At 33.4% G+C, this 18,871-nt stretch carries 14 protein-coding genes; 9 read left to right on the top strand and 5 right to left on the bottom strand.

From position 1 onward, the window contains the following. Positions 1-14: 14 nt before the first annotated feature. The 4 genes from lon to RMO83_RS01665 all read left to right on the top strand — a co-directional run bounded on the left by lon (position 15) and on the right by RMO83_RS01665 (position 5,101). Positions 15-2,465, top strand: coding sequence for an endopeptidase La (gene lon / locus RMO83_RS01650; RefSeq protein ID WP_310557927.1), 2,451 nt, complete (start codon positions 15-17; stop codon positions 2,463-2,465). Positions 2,466-2,615: 150 nt separating this feature from the next. Next, positions 2,616-3,635, top strand: a complete 1,020-nt coding sequence (porQ, locus tag RMO83_RS01655) for a type IX secretion system protein PorQ (protein WP_310557928.1) — start codon at positions 2,616-2,618, stop codon at positions 3,633-3,635. Between the two features lie 7 nt (positions 3,636-3,642). Then, on the top strand, positions 3,643-4,323 hold the full coding sequence (cmk, locus tag RMO83_RS01660) for a (d)CMP kinase (RefSeq protein ID WP_310557929.1): 681 nt from the start codon (positions 3,643-3,645) through the stop codon (positions 4,321-4,323). A gap of 286 nt (positions 4,324-4,609) precedes the next feature. Continuing rightward, positions 4,610-5,101: a CAP domain-containing protein gene (locus RMO83_RS01665; RefSeq protein ID WP_310557930.1), complete on the top strand. Its 492-nt coding sequence runs from the start codon at positions 4,610-4,612 to the stop codon at positions 5,099-5,101. 92 nt (positions 5,102-5,193) lie between these two features. On the opposite strand, the gene RMO83_RS01670 is transcribed toward RMO83_RS01665, so the two are convergent. The 5 genes from RMO83_RS01670 to RMO83_RS01690 all read right to left on the bottom strand — a co-directional run bounded on the left by RMO83_RS01670 (position 5,194) and on the right by RMO83_RS01690 (position 8,053). Beyond that, a complete protein-coding gene (locus RMO83_RS01670) occupies positions 5,194-5,316 on the bottom strand; it encodes a hypothetical protein (protein WP_310557931.1) in 123 nt (40 codons plus the stop codon). Between the two features lie 187 nt (positions 5,317-5,503). After that, positions 5,504-6,574, bottom strand: coding sequence for an ACR3 family arsenite efflux transporter (gene arsB, locus RMO83_RS01675; RefSeq protein WP_310557932.1), 1,071 nt, complete (start codon positions 6,572-6,574; stop codon positions 5,504-5,506). 4 nt (positions 6,575-6,578) lie between these two features. Further along, the gene (locus RMO83_RS01680; protein WP_310557933.1) at positions 6,579-7,208 is read right to left on the bottom strand and encodes a protein-tyrosine-phosphatase; all 630 of its coding nucleotides are present in this window, start codon (positions 7,206-7,208) and stop codon (positions 6,579-6,581) included. A 25-nt stretch (positions 7,209-7,233) separates the two neighbouring features. Next, the gene (locus tag RMO83_RS01685) at positions 7,234-7,704 is read right to left on the bottom strand and encodes a DUF6428 family protein (protein ID WP_310557934.1); all 471 of its coding nucleotides are present in this window, start codon (positions 7,702-7,704) and stop codon (positions 7,234-7,236) included. Positions 7,705-7,720: 16 nt separating this feature from the next. Next, on the bottom strand, positions 7,721-8,053 hold the full coding sequence (locus tag RMO83_RS01690) for a metalloregulator ArsR/SmtB family transcription factor (protein ID WP_310557935.1): 333 nt from the start codon (positions 8,051-8,053) through the stop codon (positions 7,721-7,723). Positions 8,054-8,513: 460 nt separating this feature from the next. Between RMO83_RS01690 and RMO83_RS01695 the strand changes: the two genes are divergently transcribed. The 5 genes from RMO83_RS01695 (at position 8,514) to RMO83_RS01715 (ending at position 18,766) form a co-directional block, all read left to right on the top strand. After that, on the top strand, positions 8,514-9,872 hold the full coding sequence (locus RMO83_RS01695) for a T9SS type A sorting domain-containing protein (RefSeq protein ID WP_310557936.1): 1,359 nt from the start codon (positions 8,514-8,516) through the stop codon (positions 9,870-9,872). A 159-nt stretch (positions 9,873-10,031) separates the two neighbouring features. After that, complete coding sequence (locus RMO83_RS01700) at positions 10,032-12,809, top strand: triple tyrosine motif-containing protein (RefSeq protein ID WP_310557946.1); 2,778 nt, start codon at positions 10,032-10,034, stop codon at positions 12,807-12,809. Between the two features lie 294 nt (positions 12,810-13,103). After that, a complete protein-coding gene (locus tag RMO83_RS01705; protein WP_310557937.1) occupies positions 13,104-16,235 on the top strand; it encodes a glycosidase in 3,132 nt (1,043 codons plus the stop codon). A gap of 19 nt (positions 16,236-16,254) precedes the next feature. Further along, positions 16,255-17,703, top strand: coding sequence for a glycosyl hydrolase family 16 (locus RMO83_RS01710; protein WP_310557938.1), 1,449 nt, complete (start codon positions 16,255-16,257; stop codon positions 17,701-17,703). A 289-nt stretch (positions 17,704-17,992) separates the two neighbouring features. Then, on the top strand, positions 17,993-18,766 hold the full coding sequence (locus RMO83_RS01715) for a glycoside hydrolase family 16 protein (RefSeq protein WP_310557939.1): 774 nt from the start codon (positions 17,993-17,995) through the stop codon (positions 18,764-18,766). Positions 18,767-18,871: the final 105 nt, after the last annotated feature.

The raw sequence follows: 18,871 nt of genomic DNA on the forward strand, positions 1-18,871 counted from the left end.
ACTTAAATTATACTATGTCAAACCATAAAATACACACTCTTGACAATCTGTCACTTCAAGAATTTGATACCGAAACCGAATTAATTCCATTATTGACTCCCGAAGATGAGGAGGAAATGAACAACGAAGAATTGCCAGATTCACTACCAATTTTGCCTTTGCGAAATATGGTTTTATTTCCAGGAGTTGTAATTCCGATTACTGCAGGACGCGATAAATCTATAAATTTAATTAATGATGCTTACGCAGCAGGAAAAATTATTGGAGTGGTTGCCCAAAAGAATGAAGAAATTGAAGATCCGTCCAAAAACGATATCCACCAAATAGGAACTGTAGCACGTATTTTGCGTGTTTTAAAAATGCCTGATGGCAATGTTACCGTTATTCTTCAAGGGAAAAAACGTTTCCAAATAGAATCCATCGTTACTGAAATGCCTTATTTCACAGCCAATATTAGAGATGTTGCCGAAAAAAGACCAACTAAGAAAGATACCGAATTTTTAGCAATTCTGGATTCGGTTAGAGAATTGGCCATCCAAATTATCAAAGAAAATCCGAATATTCCAAGCGAAGCTACATTTGCCATTAAAAATATTGAAAGCCAATCGTTTTTAATCAATTTTGTGACTTCAAATATGAGTTTGTCAGTCGAGGAAAAACAAAATCTTTTATCAATTAATTCTTTGAAAGACAGAGCACTTGAAACACTTCGTTATATGAATACGGAGTTGCAAAAACTCGAATTGAAAAACGACATTCAATCTAAAGTTCGTTTTGATTTAGATCAACAGCAACGCGAATATTTCCTTCATCAGCAAATGAAAACCATTCAAGAAGAATTGGGCGGCGTTTCACAAGAAGAGGAAATGGACGAAATGAGTGTCAAAGCCAAGACCAAAAAATGGGACGAAAAAACGCAAAAACATTTCGAAAAAGAATTGTCAAAAATGCGTCGAATGAATCCGCAAGCACCAGATTTTGGAATTCAAAGAAATTATTTAGAGTTGTTTTTAGACTTGCCTTGGGGCGACTATTCGAAAGATAATTTCGATTTGAAACGGGCTCAAAAAATTCTGGACAGAGATCATTTTGGATTGGAAGATGTCAAGAAAAGAATGATCGAGCATTTGGCAGTTTTGAAATTGCGAAATGATATGAAGTCTCCAATAATTTGTTTGACTGGACCTCCAGGAGTTGGTAAAACCTCTATTGGGAAATCAGTTGCCGAAGCTTTAGGAAGAGAATATGTAAGAATATCTCTAGGCGGTTTGCGTGACGAAGCAGAAATACGTGGTCATCGTAAAACCTACATTGGCGCAATGCCGGGACGAATTATTCAAAGCTTAAAAAAAGCAGGAACATCAAATCCAGTTTTTGTTTTAGATGAAATCGATAAATTGTCTAATAGCCATCAAGGCGATCCGTCTTCAGCATTGTTAGAAGTTTTAGACCCTGAACAAAACAATTCGTTTTATGATAATTTCCTGGAAATGGGTTACGATTTATCGAAAGTGATGTTTATTGCCACTTCTAATAATATGGCTGAAATCCAGCCTGCGTTGCGAGATCGTATGGAAATCATCAAAATGTCGGGTTATACGATTGAAGAAAAAGTAGAAATTGCGCGTCAGCATTTGTTTCCAAGACAATTGAAAGAACACGGATTGACCACCAAGGATTTATCTATTGGATTGAAACAATTGGAAAAAATTGTCGAAGGTTATACCCGTGAATCAGGCGTTCGAGGATTGGAAGCCAAAATTGCGCAAGTGATTCGGAATGCTGCCAAATCCATCGCGATGGAAGAAGAATACAATAAGAAAGTGACCAATGAAGATATTGTGCAAGTTCTTGGAATTCCAAGATTAGAAAGAGACAAATACGAAAGCAACGATGTAGCGGGAGTCGTAACAGGACTTGCATGGACGAGTGTTGGTGGCGATATTCTTTTTATAGAGTCCTTGATTTCTCCGGGAAAAGGAACAATGACCATAACAGGGAATTTAGGAAATGTAATGAAAGAATCGGCAACAATAGCATTAGAATATATTAAAGCCAATGCTGAATTTTTGGGATTAAACCCAGAGATGTTAACCAAATTCAATATTCATTTGCACGTTCCAGAAGGAGCAACCCCAAAAGATGGACCAAGTGCTGGAATCGCAATGCTTACCTCATTAGTTTCTGTGCTGACCCAAAAGAAGATTAAGAAAGGATTAGCAATGACAGGTGAAATCACTTTGCGTGGAAAAGTTTTGCCTGTAGGCGGAATAAAAGAAAAAATTCTGGCTGCTAAAAGAGCCAATATTAAAGAAATTATTTTGTGTTATGAAAACAAAAGCGACATCGACGAAATAAAAGCAAAATATATCGAAGGCTTGACTTTTCATTACGTAAAAGAAATGAGCGAAGTATTGAAAATTGCGATTACCGATCAAAAGGTAAAAAACGCAAAGGTGTTGTAGATAGTTTCTTTTGAACCAATATAGTTCCATTCTGCTTCTTCAGGATGGAATTTTATTTTGTGTGGAAACTTCATCTAAAAAGGGAATTTTTCACCATTATAATTTTATCTTCGCATTTGCGTTTTATAATGTAGAATAGCTATTTCAAATATGCCAAAAAAACTTTTAATTTTCCTTTTTTTTTTAATTTGTACCGTTTCAAACGGACAAATTGGAGGAAAGTACACCTATCAGTTTTTGAATTTGGTGACCTCGCCAAGGCAAGCAGCTATGGGAGGGAAGACGATCACGATTTATGATGATGATGTCAATCAGGCGCACTATAATCCAGCCACGATAAACCCAGATATGGACAACCATTTAGCACTGAATTATGGTAGTTATTTTGGCGAAGTTGCCTACGGAACAGCTTCTTATGCTTATACTTATGACCGTCATTTGCAAACTTTTCAGATGGGAGTAAATTATGTAAATTATGGTAAATTTGATGGTTATGACGAAAATGGTCAGGCGACTTCCGAATTTACAGGTAGCGAAGTTGCACTTTCTTTTGGTTATGCATTTAATGTTCCTAATTCCAATTTGTTTTTGGGGGCAAATGGAAAGTTTATTTCTTCCACATTAGAAACCTATAGTTCCTTTGGCGGAGCTGTCGATTTAGGTGCGATTTTTATTGACGAAGCCAATGATGTCAATTGGGCGTTTGTTGTTCGAAATATTGGAACACAATTCACAACTTATAATGGCATAAGCGAAAAATTACCTTTAGAAATAATGCTTGGCGTTTCGCAAGAATTAGAAAATGTACCCATTCGGTGGCATTTAACCTTTGATAATTTGCAGCAATGGAATATATCTTTTAATAATCCTAATCAAGCTCAAACCTCACTCGATGGAAGCACAACTGCAAAGAAAACTTCATTTTTAGGAAATACGTTAAGACATACTATATTTGGAGTAGAACTTTTTCCAAAAAAAGCTGTAAATTTGAGGTTAGGATATAATTTCAGACGAGCCGAAGAGCTGAAAGTGTTAGATATTAGAAATTTCTCTGGAATATCAGCGGGTTTTGGAATGAAATTTAACAACTTAAAATTCAATTATTCCTACTCAAGATATACCTTAGCGGGAAATACGAGTTTATTTGGTTTGACTATTAATTTTCAATAATATTATTTTGAATAAAAAAATCACTATTGCAATCGATGGATTTTCATCAACTGGGAAAAGCACTTTGGCTAAGGAATTAGCCAAGCATCTTGGATATGTCTATGTTGATACTGGGGCAATGTATCGTGCTGTGGCTTTTTATGCCATGCAAGCTGGATACATTGGAAAAGGTTTTTTTGATGCATTATCTCTTATTAATAGTTTGCCTTCTATCAAACTGACATTCAAATTCAATGCTGATTTGGGTTTTGGCGAAATGTATTTGAATGATGTTAATGTGGAGGCAGCAATTCGAACTATCGAAGTTTCTAATTTTGTTAGCCTAGTTGCTGAGATTTCGGAAGTGCGTTCAAAGCTGGTAGAACAGCAACAAGAAATGGGGAAAAACAAAGGTATTGTGATGGACGGAAGAGATATTGGAACTGTAGTTTTTCCTGATGCCGATTTGAAGATATTTATGACCGCAAGTCCAATGACTCGTGCAGAAAGAAGATTCAAAGAATTGCAAAAAAAAGGTGATCACGTTACTTTTGACGAAGTATTGAAAAATGTTGAAGAGCGAGATTATATTGACACCCATCGTGCTGATTCTCCGCTTGTCAAAGCGCGCGATGCTATCGAATTTGATAATTCCAATATTACTAGGGAGGAACAATTGGAGAACGTTTTGAAGCTTCTTGATTTATAAAATTATCTTTTTTTTTGACAATTAATTCTATTAAAATCAACTCTTTAACTATTTTTCATCATCAAAAAGCGGTTTTGTTTACAGCTGAAAAATTAATAGTTAACTTGTAAACACAATATTGTAAGAAAAAAACAGTAATATTTATAAAGTTTGTGTGTTTTTGTATAGGTAATTTGGTACTAAATAAAAAAATTATTTACTTTATACAATTAATAATATTTTTTTGAAAGTGATCTTAAACGTATTAAGTTTTCTATTATTTACTTAACAATCAATATTTTATATTATGAAGGCAAAATTTACTTATTTGTTGTTAGTTGTGATACCATTAATCGCAATACTTTCGTGTTCGTCTGATAGTTCTAAAGATCCTGTTATTCCGCCAGTAATTCCTATTTATAATTACAATGCATTAGAACTGGAGACTATGACTTTGATAAATAATTATCGAGTTAGTAAAGGATTAATAGCGTTAAAAAAATCGGATTATATTTCTTATCAAGCAGAAGCGCATAATAATTATATGATAGCTAATAACGTTATTAAACACGATAATTTTTCTATACGTTCTGCAAGTATCGTGAGCGTATTAGGAGCAACATTTGTAGCTGAAAATCTTGCCTTTAATGTTGATTCTGCTCAGAAAGTATTGGATGATTGGTTAGCAAGTGATGATCATAAAGCCAATATCGAAGGTAATTTTACACATTTTGGACTTTCAATTAGAGTTAATTCAGACGGTAAAAAATATTATACCAATATTTTTGCTAAAATATAATAAAAACTTATTTTTATTTTGCAGCTGTGCTACTTTGTTAGCATAATAAAATAAATTTTTGGTCTCAAACCATTTTAAATCTTTATGTAAAATTAAGGCATAAGGCTTATAATTCCTAAAGCAAAAGGAATTCCGAGATAGATTCGCACATTTTTGGCAATTTGTCCGATGCGGATGATAAAATTCCATTGTATGGTGAATATTAAAAATTCCAAAAAGATACACTATTCAATAAAAATCATTTTTTTTGAGTATTTCGTGGTGATACCAGCAAAGGTTTAGGTGCCAATCATCAAAAAGCTTGGACCGGGATTATCACTGAAATTATTTGGCATTTGAACAAGGAAGAAGTAGAGGAAAAAGAATAGTTCTTGCTTTTTTTGTATTTTAATTTTGTTGATTTTATATTGTCTTAGAAAAGTACTTTTTTCTAAACCAAAAAGCTACGTTGACCAAGGCTATCAAAGCTGGAACTTCTACCAAAGGGCCTATAACACCTGCAAAAGCTTGACCACTATTAATACCAAACACACCAATGGCAACGGCAATCGCCAATTCAAAATTGTTTCCTGTTGCTGTAAAAGCGATGGCAGTTGATTTCGAATAATCGGCACCAAAATACTTTCCGATGAAAAAACTAATCACGAACATTATCACAAAATAAATAACCAACGGAAGCGCAATTCGCAAAACATCAAAAGGAATTTGGACAATCAATTCCCCTTTTAAACTGAACATTAAAACAATCGTAAACAATAATGAAATTAATGTTATTGGAGAAATAAAAGGTACATATTTGGTCTCAAACCAGACCGAGCCTTTGAGCGCAATTAAGGAATATCTACTAATAATTCCCAAAGCAAAGGGAATTCCTAAATAGATTCCCACACTTTCTGCGATTTGTCCGATACTAATGTTGACGTCAAAACCAGTATATCCAAAATAGGGTGGGAGTATGGTGATAAAAACGTAAGCATAAATGCTATAAAGTAATACTTGAAAAATACTATTCAAGGCAATTAATCCTGCCGCATATTCGCGGTTTCCATCGGCTAAATCGTTCCAAACTACTACCATTGCGATACAGCGAGCCAATCCAATAAGGATAACACCAATCATATATTCAGGATGGTCATTTAAGAATAATAAAGCTAAGGCAAACATTAAAATTGGACCTACAATCCAGTTCAAAAACAAGGAAGCGCCAAGCACTTTGGTGTTCTTGAAAACTTCTCCCATTTGTTCGTATTTTACTTTTGCCAATGGCGGATACATCATTAAAATTAAACCTATCGCCAACGGAATATTGGTTGTTCCACTCGAAAATGAATTGATGAAATTTCCACTCGAAGGAATAAAATAACCAATCAAAACCCCCAGAGCCATAGCTAAGAAAATCCAAAGCGTGAGGTAGCTATCAAGAAAGCTTAATTTCTTTCGTTCCACTGCTGGAGCACAATTATTTACAGACATATCATTATTTGATTTGGGAGAAAGCATAGCAAATTTCAGTGGCAATTTGCAGACTTCTTTCTTCGTATTTTTCGGCTTGTTGAGGTGTGTTGTCAAAAGCTTTTGGATCTTCAAAAGTGATTGCAATTCGTTTTTCGGCACCGGCAATAAACGGACAACCTTGGTCAGCAGAGGAGCAAGTTAGAATCGCTGCAAATTCACTTTTCGGATTAAATACATCGTCGAAAGGTTTAGAGAAACCAATAATTGGATGCGCATTCTCAGAATATTTTATAGCATAAACAGGATTATTTCCTTCGGCAATAGTTTTGATTTGAAAGCCTTGTTTTGACAATGTTTTGGCTGCCATAGGAAATAGAGCAGTAGCTTCGGTTCCACCTGAATAACAAAACACGTTTTTAATATTATAACGTGCAGCAGCTGTTTGTGCCCAAACTTGAGACAAATGGCTTCTTCTGGAATTGTGTGTGCAAATAAGATTTAATCTAATTTCTTGACCGTTGTTTACTTTTTCTTGAATAAAATCAACAAGAGGTTGTAAAATTATTTTTCGTTCTTCGGAAATACTTTCGAAGTTTAGCGTATTAATTACATTTTCAATTTCTGAAAAGATGATGGTTTTGTTTGATGACATTTATATTGGTTTTAATATTTAAAAATTAGCAACAGCTTCCGTTGGGAGTGCAGCAGCTTTGTTCTATTTTAATCTCGGATAATTTCACTTTTTGTTTTACTGCTGGAATTCCGCATTGGTCTTGCGCCAAACAGGCGGTTTGTTTGTTAAGTAAAACAAAATCGTTCCCGTTGGAACCTAAATCGTATTTGCCAATAGTTTGTGCTTGGTATTCCACTTCAATTTCGAAATCTTCGATGCCCAAAATTTTTTCGGACAATTCGATGATGTTTAATAACTTTTGAGGTTTCAATCGGTGTTCGAAATCATTGGCATCCCATAATTGGAAGTTCACGACTGTTTCTTTGCGAACTGTTCCGCCGCAATCGATGAAGTTTTTGGTAATTAAGCCCACTTCGGTCACGTGAAAATGTTCGGGTACTAAAGTTCCGTCAGGTAAGAGGAAGTTTACTGATTCCAATGATTTCAAAATGTTTTTTGCTTGTGATAGTTTCATTTGTCTTGAATTTAAATTAACAACATTGATTTTTGCTTTTCTCTAGATGCTTTGTAACCTCTTGGAAAAAACCTTTTATTTTTTCGAAACCCAGTTCGTCAATGCAATAGCAAATAGATGCTCCTTCGAAGTTTCCTTTGATTAGTCCGGCGTTTTTTAATTCCTTTAAATGCTGAGAAATTGTTGGCTGTGCCAAAGGCAGTTCGTTTACAATATCGCCACAAATGCAGCTATCTACTTTTAATAAATATTCAATTATTGCGATTCGTGCCGGATGTCCCAATGCTTTGGCTAGAACAGCTAATTCATTCTGCTGGTCTGTAAATTGTTCTGTCTTGGATGCTCCCATGGTTATATTTATATATTGCAATATTACGATAAATAAATTTATTGGAAGTAAAAAATTATGTTAAAAAATAGTTATCAATACAATATTTAGAATAAAGTAAAATGGTGATTGAAAAAATTAAAAATTACAACGAATAGAAATTTGTCTTTCTAAATTACTTTAGAACTAAGAACTATTTTTTGTTTTCTATGCAATTTTTTTCTCCTTTTCAATACATCAAATTGTAAAATGATCTTTTTTTAGTAGTACAAAAGCATTAATTTAACTTAACATTACTACATCAAATTGTTTTTAAAATCAAATTGTAAAAACTAAAGTAACAAGCTAAAATCCTTTTGTATTCATTCATTTCAAACGATTTCGTGTGCATTTTTTTTGTATAGTTTTTATATAACTTAACAAGATGGTAACCTTTAGAAGGTTTTATTAAATTTACAATCTAACTTTACATAAATATATTATGAAAAAAATTACGATTTTATTGGTTCTAATGTTTAGTGCATTAGGATTTTCTCAAAACTTAATCACAAATGGTGATTTTGAAAGTGGAGCAGCAGGATGGTCTGGAAATTCTGCAAATGTTGTTACCGAAGGCGGTAACAGTTATAATTCGGCAAATGTATTAGTGGCTGGACAAGCTTATGAAGCAAATTTAAGTTATGTCTTGCCATTAACTACACAAGGTAAAGCTTACAAGTTAACATTTACTGCTTTTTCTGATACCAACAGAACTTTAATTGCTGGTATTGGATTAAACGAAGGTCCTTGGACTGCTAATGTGCAAACAGTTGATCTTACTTCAACTTCTAAAACTTTTGTTTTAAATTTCATTTCAGGTTTTGCAAGTGCAAATAGTAGAGTTATTTTTGATATGGGAGCAGCTACAGGTTTTGTGGGGATTGATAATGTTATTTTGGAGGAAGTTACTACCACTTGTAATAACGGTGTTAAAGACGGTGATGAAACAGGAGTAGATTGCGGTGGAACTTGCTCCCCTTGTTTTGTAGCACCAACACCGCCTACTACCGCCGCACCAACACCACCGGCTAGACCTGCAGCAGATGTAAAATCTATTTATAGTAATGCATATGCACCAATCGCCGTTCTAGGCTATTCAGGCGATGATAATAGTTTCAGTACAAATTGGAGTCCAGCAGCAACATCCGAAGTTATGGTTGAAGGAAATTCAACTAATGTTGTTACTGGTTTAGGTACTGGTAATGATTTGAATTCAAGCTTCGAGGGTATTGCTTTTCAAGCAGGAAGATTTGACGCAAGTTCATTTACATATTTTCACATGGATATTTGGACATCTACACCAACTTTGGATAAAAGTTTTAATTTGAAATTTTCAAATTGGAATGGTGGAGGTGGAGAGTCTAACGCAATTGAATATTCTGTTACAAACGGAAATTTATTACCGAATCCTAATCCTGGTACTTGGATCTCTTTGGATATACCATTAGCTGATTGGAGTGCTGGTTCAAGAAATGATTTAGTACAGTTTATTATTACATCTAATTTAGGTACTGTTTATTATGACAATCTTTATTTGCACAAAGGAACCTTAGGAACACAAAAATTTGAGACTTCAAAAGTGAAAATGTATCCTAATCCTGTAAAAAATACTTTGACAATAGAAGCTAATAATGAGATTCAAAGGGTATCTGTTTATACTATTTTAGGGCAAGAAGTTTTGAAAGCAAGTCCAAAAAGTAACACCGCAACTTTACAAACCAGTCAACTTCAAAAAGGAGTTTATATGGTAACTACTGAAATCGACGGTAAATCGACTACATCAAAAATAGTTAAAGAATAGTTTTTAGGTTTTATAGTTTTTTAAAGGCACGTTTTTTTAAAAACGTGCCTTTATTATTTTATATTTAGTTTTATTTTTATATTTTTATTCCATTATTTATAATAATCTCAATTTTAAATGTTTAAAAATTTACTTTTTCGATTTATTTCTTGCATTTTTGTGCTCAATTTGTCATTCAGTTTTTCACAAGAACTACCTCCTATAATTAAATATCCTGCTTTAATTTATGAGGGAGGAAATCAAAATTGGATGATTTCCCAAGATAAAAATCAGCATTTATACTTTGCAAATAATGAAGGACTTTTAGAATTCAATGGTTCTACTTGGAAGCTTTACCCTTCACCAAATGAAACCATAATACGTTCTGTAAAAGTCATTGATAATAGAATCTATACTGGATGCTACATGGAATTTGGCTTTTGGAAAAGACAAGATGATGGCAGATTAAAATATACTTCTCTGAGCACTGCTTTAAAAAATAAAATTCTTAATGATGAAATTTTTTGGAATATAATAAGTTACGACCAATGGGTTGTTTTTCAGTCATTGAATAGAATTTTTATTTACGATTCACAAAAAGGAAATTTCACCATTGTTACTACAAAAAAGGGAATAACCAAATCATACAAAACCGATAATTCAATTTATTTTCAATCGCTAAAAGATGGTCTTTATGAAATTGAAAGCGGAAAGAGTCTATTGCTTTCTAATGATCCTATTATTCAAAAAAACCGAATTGTCAACGTATTTTCTATAGATGAAGGTCTATTGATTCTAACTGAATTCAATGGGTTTTATATATTGGCAAATTCTATTTTATCGAAGTTTTCGACTGCTGTTGACGATGAACTAGCTACAACTAGTATTTATAGCGGTATAAGACTCTCTGATGGCAGTTTTGTTATAGGAACAGTCTCAAAGGGGATTTATATTTTGACAAAAGAAGGCGATCTAAAATACCACATTACTCAAATTTTGGGACTGACAAACAATACTGCATTGTCTTTATTTGAGGACATTGATAAAAATCTTTGGGTAGGTTCAGATAACGGTATCAATTGTTTAAATCTTCAATCTCCTATACAGAGTAATACAGATGATACAGGTAATTTGGGCACAGTTTATGCGGCTAAACTCTATCAAGGAAAACTTTATATAGGAACAAATCAGGGCTTGTTTTATAAAAACAATAAAAGTGACGAAGAATTTAAATTAATAACTGGAACAAAAGGTCAAGTTTGGTCTCTATTTGAATACGATAATACCCTGTTTTGCGGTCACGATTCTGGCACATTTATTATCGAAGATACAACTGCAAAAAATATTTTTTCGATGTCAGGAACGTGGAAATTCCAAACAGTTCCCAATCAGAAAGCACTTTTGTTACAGGGAAATTATTTTGGTATTTCAATTTTAGCGAAAGTAAATAATCAATGGATTTTTAGAAATAAAATTGAAGGTTTTGATTATTCTTCTCGATATTTTGAAATAGATAGTTCTCTAGAGGTTTATGTTAGTCACGAAAAGCAAGGCCTTTTTAGATTACAATTGGATTCTAAATTACTAAAAACGAGTTCCATTACAAACTATTCTTCCCCAAAAAGCGGCAAAAATTCAGGTTTAGTCAAGTTTAATAATACAATTTATTACGCCTATAAGGAAGGTGTTTTTAAATTAGATTCAAAAACAAAACAATTCAAGAAAGATAAATTATTGAGTTCTATTTTTGAAAAAGATGAATATACTTCTGGTAAAATGATTGTTGATAACTCCAATAAGATTTGGCTATTTTCTAAAAACCGCATTCATTATTTTTCTATGAGTAAATTGAGTAATCAGCTCAAACAAAATGCTATTCCTATTCCAGCTTCACTTACTAATGCGATGCCTGGCTACGAGAATGTTACTCAAATATCAAATTTTGATTATTTAATCGGCACAACTGATGGCTATTATATACTGAATATTAGCGATTTACCATCAAAAAAGTATTCCGTATCTATTTCTGAAATCACCACAAATAGACTGAGTGAACAATCAATTAACAGGCCATTTAATCAAGAAGGAGAATTTAAATATGATGAAAATAATGTCTCTTTCAATTATTCAGTACCGGAATATAACAAATATATAAGAACAGAATATCAATATGTACTAGAGGGCTTTCAAGATAAATGGAGCACGTGGAGCACAAAGCCAACTGTGAGTTTTAAAAATCTTTCCTCTGGGGATTATGTTTTTAAGGTGAGGGCCAAGTTTGCCAATTCATCGATTGAAAATACTGCAGTTTATTCCTTTACTATTCTAAAACCATTTTACAGAACTAATAGTGCAATTTTTATTTTTTTACTATTACTACTATTCTTAACAATTTATATTCATAAAGCTTATCGGAATTATTATCATTCGCAACGGGAGAAATTAATTGAGGAAAACAATAGATTGCTCGAAATAAAAGAACTTGAAATTGAGCAACAGCTGATGAAATTAGAAAATGAAAAGCTCACACTTGATGTCGATATGAAAAATAGGGAACTAGCTGCCACGTCGATGAGTTTAAATAGTAAGAATGAGTTATTGGCTTACATCAAAGAAGACTTAAAAAAGACATCCGAGAGTGATAACAGTTTAAGTGTAAAATCAGTTATTCGGACTATTAATAAAAACATTACCGAAGAGGATTCTTGGAAGGTATTCAAAGAAGCTTTTGATAATGCTGATAAGGACTTTTTGAAGAAAATTAAACTAGCTCATCCTTCATTAACTCCTAATGATTTAAGACTATGTGCTTACCTCAGATTAAACCTTTCATCTAAAGAAATCGCTCCGTTACTAAATATTTCACTTCGAAGTGTTGAAATTAAAAGATATCGTTTGCGTAAAAAAATGGATTTACATCACGAGCAAGGACTTGTTGAGTACATTTTATCTGTATAGTTTGATAATTTACTTATAAATTTAACTATACATTACCACAACATTAACTTTTTTTTTGATTTTAATTGGTTTACTATGAAGTTTCAGTTATCTTTAATTTGTCAATAAATACATTGTTTCGTTTCAATATTCGAGATTAAATATGTTTTTTTTTACATTGTATGTTTTTTGTTGTGGTTCTTTTTGAAGATACTTTAGTTTATTCAGATAAATTTACCAAGTTATATTTTACAATGCAATTTGTACAAAATTTAATTTTATAATTTCTTTAAACACTTTAATTCTTTTAATAATATGAAAAAAGTTATTTTTTTACTTACGCTTTTTTGTTTTTCTTTTTCACTTTCTGCACAGTCAGATAAAGTAATAGTTGACAAAAGCAATGATGGCTTGAAGCTTAAGGTAAATGGTCAAGATTTAATTATTAATGGTATGAATTGGGATTATTCTCCAATTGGAACTAATTTTAATTACAGTTTATGGAAGCAAAAAGATGATGTCATTTTTAGGGCCTTAGATGAGGAAATGGGTCTACTAAAAAATATGGGAGTTAATACCATCCGTGTTTACACTGGTATCCCCAAAAAATGGATTGAATACATTTATACAAGATATGGAATTTATACGATGTTGAATCATTCTTTCGGTCGATACGGATTGACGTTAAATGGAAATTGGGTCGTAAATACTGAATATTCAGATCCAACAACTCGGAACTTGCTTTTGCAAGAAGTAAAACAAATGGCAACAGATTATAAAGATACCAAAGGGTTGCTTTTGTTTTTATTAGGCAATGAAAATAACTACGGTTTATTTTGGGATGGAGCTGAAACAGAGGATATTCCAATTCAAGATAGAAAATCTACTGTTCGTGCTGAGTCTATGTATAAATTATTCAATGAAGCAACACTAGCAATGAAAGCGATAGACAAATCTCATCCTATTGCGATTTGTAATGGAGATTTGCTCTTTCTTGATTTAATTGCAAAAGATTGTAAAGACGTTGATATTTTAGGTTTAAATGTTTATCGCGGAATTTCATTTGGAGATGTTTTTGAAAGAGTGAAAAAAGAATATGGAAAACCGATATTATTTTCAGAGTTTGGTTCAGATGCTTTTAATGCTATTTCAAGTCAAGAGGATCAAAATGCTCAGGCTGCTTTGTTAAAAGGGAACTGGAAAGAAATATATGAAAATGCTGCAGGCATGGGTAAAAGTGGCAATAGTTTAGGTGGATTTACTTTTCAATTTAGCGACGGCTGGTGGAAATACGGCCAAACAAAATATTTAGATATTCACGATACAAATGCTTCTTGGTCTAATGGCGGTTATGCTTTTGATTATGTAAAAGGAGAAAACAATATGAATGAAGAATGGTTCGGTATTTGTGCAAAAGGTCCAACAGATGTAAACGGAAATTACCAATTATTCCCTCGTTCTGCTTACTATGTTTTGAAGGAGGTTCATCAATTCAATCCTTACACCGGTGGGAAATCATTATTAGAGGCGCAAAATCATTTTGATAAGATTCAAATTACAGATGCAAGTCTGAGGGCAAGAGGAGATAAAGCTGCTCTAGAAAGTTCAAAAAATTCAAAAATAAGATTGTCACGATTATCTGCAGAAATCAGTACTTTTAGTACAGGAGGTTCTTTAATCACTACTCCAGACGATCCAGCACCGAACAATACAACTTATCCTGATCAATTAGGTTTTGATAATATGCAATCTTTCTTCGTAGGAGTTGAGGGAAATCCTACTTCAAATATGACTGCTACTGTGGAACTAAATGTTTTGGGAAATGTGGCACTAAATCCAATAGATGAAATATTTTACGAAAATAGAGGACGTCCAGTAATTGTAGATGGTCCAAACGGTCCAGTATCTATTGATGATAATAATCGAGTGCAAGTATATAGAGCGAGTTACAAATGGGATGATAAATTATTTAAATTAGATGGATTTTATCGCACAGGTCATTACCATTGGGGCTATGAGGGCGATTTCTTTGGTTTGTACCCAGAGGCAAATTATGGGCCTAATTTAGATATATATAGCGGTAGAGCTCCTTATGGTATAGAAATGGAAGGAAAGAAATTTTTCAAAGGTTTTAAACTGGCTATGGGACCTGAACTATGGTGGGGAGCAAATCCAGCTATTTTGCTTAAGTACAGTAAAACAATAGCAAAATTTGATATCACTGGTATTTTTCACGAAGATTTAACACAAAGGACCAATACTCAAACATCTTACGCTATTCCGCAACCCAAAACAAGACGTTTTACCATACACGTGAACAGAAAATTTGGAAAATTTGCTGTTGATTTAGGTGGTATTTGGGCAGGTCAACCACTTGAGGGTAGAGATTATCAAGTAATGAGAGGAGAAGGAGCTACTAAACAAGTTTACATCAATCAAATTGAATCTAAAGATAACTTTGGTGGAAAAATGAAATTAACCTACACCGGCGGAACAATTAATTGGTATGCTCAAGCAGCGGCTCAAGGCTTAGTAGCAGGAGGTGGAGCCGATCTTACTCAAACATTTACAGGTTGGAGACTTAAAGATACTGGAAGTGGAAATCAATACAACTTTTTGACAGGATTAACATATAGCATTGGAAAATTGCAAATAGCACCTAACTTTTTATGGCAAAAACCATTAGAAGGTCCAATTACTACCGATGTTCCAATTCCTGGAAGACCTCGAAATATTCTTGATGATCCATTCGTGGTTAGAGCCAATAGAGAGCAAGTAGCGAGCGAGATATTATTTACTTTTGATCCTACTCCGGGTACTTGGCTATATGATTGGGAAAGTGATCGTTCAGAGGATTCAAAATTTGCTGTGAGTGCGGGATTTGTATTCCGTCATTTGCCTACAACTCAGGATGCAGCGATTGGTTTTTTAGCAAATAGAACCACATTTGCTTTTCAAGGAGCGCCACCAGCGAAGGATTTATGGGAAACTAATGCAAGGATTGTATCAAAAATTAGTCCTGATTTTGGTTTTATCAGTACAATTTATGGAGGACCAGCTCAATCTAACGGTAGTGATGCAAGAACCATAGATCGTTATGGTTTAGATGTAAAAATGATTTATAAAAGAGTGAAATTAACTTCTTTTGTTAAAGTAAATGACTGGGGGCCATTCGATTATCATAGAGATTTCAACTTAACCTATCCTTTACAATTAATGGCGGATATCTCCCTGAATATTGGCAAACCTGACTGGTTTATACTTCCGAACACAAGTTTAGGAATTCGAGGATCTTGGCGTTCATTAGATCAATATTCTAATAGATATTCACCGACCTTCGTTCCTGCAAATACTTATCCTCCAGTACCAGTTTTGAGTCCAGTCGGATTTTCTAATGGTCAAGAATGGGAAATTAGAACTTACCTTCACATTAATATTGGTAATTAACCTAGTAAAATTTAAAAAGATGAAAACATATTCAATTTTAAAATCAAATAAAACGGCTTTTGTCCTGATGGGTTTACTACTTGCAGTTGGGTGTCAGAACGACGATGCTGATTTACAAACTGCTAAGGCATCAAGCACAGCAGAAATTTTTACCGATAATCCTATAGGAATGGGAACAAATTTTTATTTTCCTTACGGAGCTGGTCCAGATAATCCTGTTGGATCTAAGCTTAATGCCTGGACAGTTGACTCAAAAGTAAGTTATAGAGGAACTTCTTCGATGCGTTTTGATGTACCCAATTCCAACGATGTTGAGGGAAATTATGCTGGTGGCATTTTTAGAATTGATGGTGCGGGTCGAGATTTAACAAGTTATGATGCACTTACTTTTTGGGCAAAAGCGTCGCAGGGTGTTACCATTGCAGAAGTTGGTTTTGGCGAAGATTTTTACCCAAATAAATATATTACAACGATGCGAAATGTGAGTCTAGGAACAACTTGGACAAAATTTATCATTCCTATTCCAGATGCTTCAAAGTTAGTACTAGAAAAAGGCATGTTTAGATATGCGGCCAATACTGTTGATACAAATGGTAAAGGCTATACGTTTTGGATTGACGAACTTAAATTTGAAAAATTAGGGACTATTGCCCATCCGCAACCTAAAATAATGAATGGAGTTGATGTTGTTCAGCCAAGCTATATCGACTCGAAAATTACTGTTACAGGTTTAACTCAAACCTCTAATTTGGCTTCTGGTCAAAATCAAACAGTAATAGTATCACCGTCTTACTTTAAATTTCTATCTTCGGACATTAAGATAGCTACAGTTGATGAATTTGGAGTTGTAACACTCGTTGGTATTGGAACCGCAACTATAACGGCAAGTTTAAATGGAGTAGAGGCAAAAGGGTCTCTTATAATTAATGCGGCATCAGCATTTATTAATGCACCAATCCCTTTGCAACCTCAAGCTAATGTAATTTCTATCTTTAGTGACTCTTACACTGGAGTAACCGGATTTAATCCTGGATTTTTTGCCGGACCAAAGACCGGCAGTATTTCTAATCAGGTATTTAGTAAAAATCAGCATTTAAATTATCAGTCAATAGATTATGTTGGTTTAGCTTGGGATGGAACGGTTAATGCGACTGGCAAGACTATGTTACATTTAGATATTCAACTAAAAAACAATGCTGCATCAAACTTAAAAGTAGAGTTAATAGACTTTGGTGCCGATAATGTTGATAATGGATTTGGAGTAAACAACGGATCTGCAGGTGGATTTAATGTCTCAAGCCAATTAGTCCGAGATAATTGGGTTAGTGTTAATATACCTTTAAATTCTTTTACATTGCCGACTGGTGGTGGTGGATCGGGTTCTCCAAATCGAAAAAACATAGGCTTTGTTGTTTTTGTTTCCAGTAATGGAGCTTCCTTCTTAGTCGATAATATCTATTTTTATTAAATAGATTGATGTTTTAAGATATAATCCTAATAATGCAATTGACTTCACTTTTTCTAAAATACTGATTTGTTTAATTTAAAGAAGTTTTTTAAATTAATTTAAAAAAAAGCGACTGTTCAAATATTTTATATACCAAAAATATTTTTATTTAAACATTTAATAATAATACAACATGAATTTGAAAAATAAATTGAATATTCAAAAAATCTGTATTGCATGTTCTTTACTTATTTTCTTTGGTTGTTCAACCGATGAAAAACAAAAAGTTATAACCAGAACAAAATTGGTGATGAGCGACGAATTTAATACCAACGGTTCGCCAGATCCCTTAATTTGGGCTTTCGATATTGGTACGGGGCCATTAAATGATGGTTGGGGGAATAAGGAGATGCAATTTTATACCAATAGAACAAATAATGTAATAGTTCAAGATGGTTATTTGATCATCACAGCTGTAAAAGAAAGCTACCAAGGTGCTAGTTATACTTCAGCCCGACTTAAAACCCGAAATCTATTTGAGAAAAAATATGGACGATTTGAAGCACGAATTAAAATGCCTTACGGTAAAGGAATGTTTCCCGCATTTTGGATGTTAGGAAGTAATTTTTGCGAATCTCAAGCTCTCGATGCCAATAACAATGTCATTTGTGATAGTTCAAAACCCAATTATGAAGCGGATAATGTGCTTTGGCCACAATCTGGTGAAATTGATATTATGGAATACATAGGTAGTAAACCAACTCAAGTATTCGGTACGGTTCACGGACCAGGGTATTCAGGTGGTGAAGGAATATCAAAAAAATACACTTTGCCTAATGACAGATTTGATAACGATTTTCACATTTTCGGAATTGAATGGGGAGAAAATTACATTAACTTTTATGTTGATAATGTTTTGTATAACCAAATTACTCCCAAAAATGTTAAAGGCGAATGGGTTTTTAATCATCCATTTTATATGCTGCTGAATCTCGCTGTTGGAGGTAATTTACCCGGGCCTCCTAATAGTGAAACTGTATTTCCTCAAACGATGTTGGTGGACTATGTTAGAGTGTACGAGTAAAATTATACACATAACTTTAAATATTTATATAAAGCTGCTGAAATTCTGAAAACATTATTTACAGTATACTTTCTAGAAAGTATATTGTAATTATTGTTTTACTTA

Origin of the sequence: Flavobacterium sp. (assembly GCF_031423415.1) — a bacterium.
Lineage (GTDB): Bacteria > Bacteroidota > Bacteroidia > Flavobacteriales > Flavobacteriaceae > Flavobacterium.

Excerpts from the sequence above, each read along its gene's own strand:
- RMO83_RS01705 (WP_310557937.1), top strand. The coding sequence starts at position 13,104 with ATGAAAAAAGTTATTTTTTTACTTACGCTTTTTTGTTTTTCTTTTTCA.
- RMO83_RS01710 (WP_310557938.1), top strand. The coding sequence starts at position 16,255 with ATGAAAACATATTCAATTTTAAAATCAAATAAAACGGCTTTTGTCCTG.
- RMO83_RS01690 (WP_310557935.1), bottom strand. The coding sequence starts at position 8,053 with ATGGGAGCATCCAAGACAGAACAATTTACAGACCAGCAGAATGAATTA.
- RMO83_RS01665 (WP_310557930.1), top strand. The coding sequence starts at position 4,610 with ATGAAGGCAAAATTTACTTATTTGTTGTTAGTTGTGATACCATTAATC.
- porQ (WP_310557928.1), top strand. The coding sequence starts at position 2,616 with ATGCCAAAAAAACTTTTAATTTTCCTTTTTTTTTTAATTTGTACCGTT.
- arsB (WP_310557932.1), bottom strand. The coding sequence starts at position 6,574 with ATGTCTGTAAATAATTGTGCTCCAGCAGTGGAACGAAAGAAATTAAGC.
- RMO83_RS01680 (WP_310557933.1), bottom strand. The coding sequence starts at position 7,208 with ATGTCATCAAACAAAACCATCATCTTTTCAGAAATTGAAAATGTAATT.
- lon (WP_310557927.1), top strand. The coding sequence starts at position 15 with ATGTCAAACCATAAAATACACACTCTTGACAATCTGTCACTTCAAGAA.
- RMO83_RS01715 (WP_310557939.1), top strand. The coding sequence starts at position 17,993 with ATGAGCGACGAATTTAATACCAACGGTTCGCCAGATCCCTTAATTTGG.
- RMO83_RS01685 (WP_310557934.1), bottom strand. The coding sequence starts at position 7,704 with ATGAAACTATCACAAGCAAAAAACATTTTGAAATCATTGGAATCAGTA.
- RMO83_RS01695 (WP_310557936.1), top strand. The coding sequence starts at position 8,514 with ATGAAAAAAATTACGATTTTATTGGTTCTAATGTTTAGTGCATTAGGA.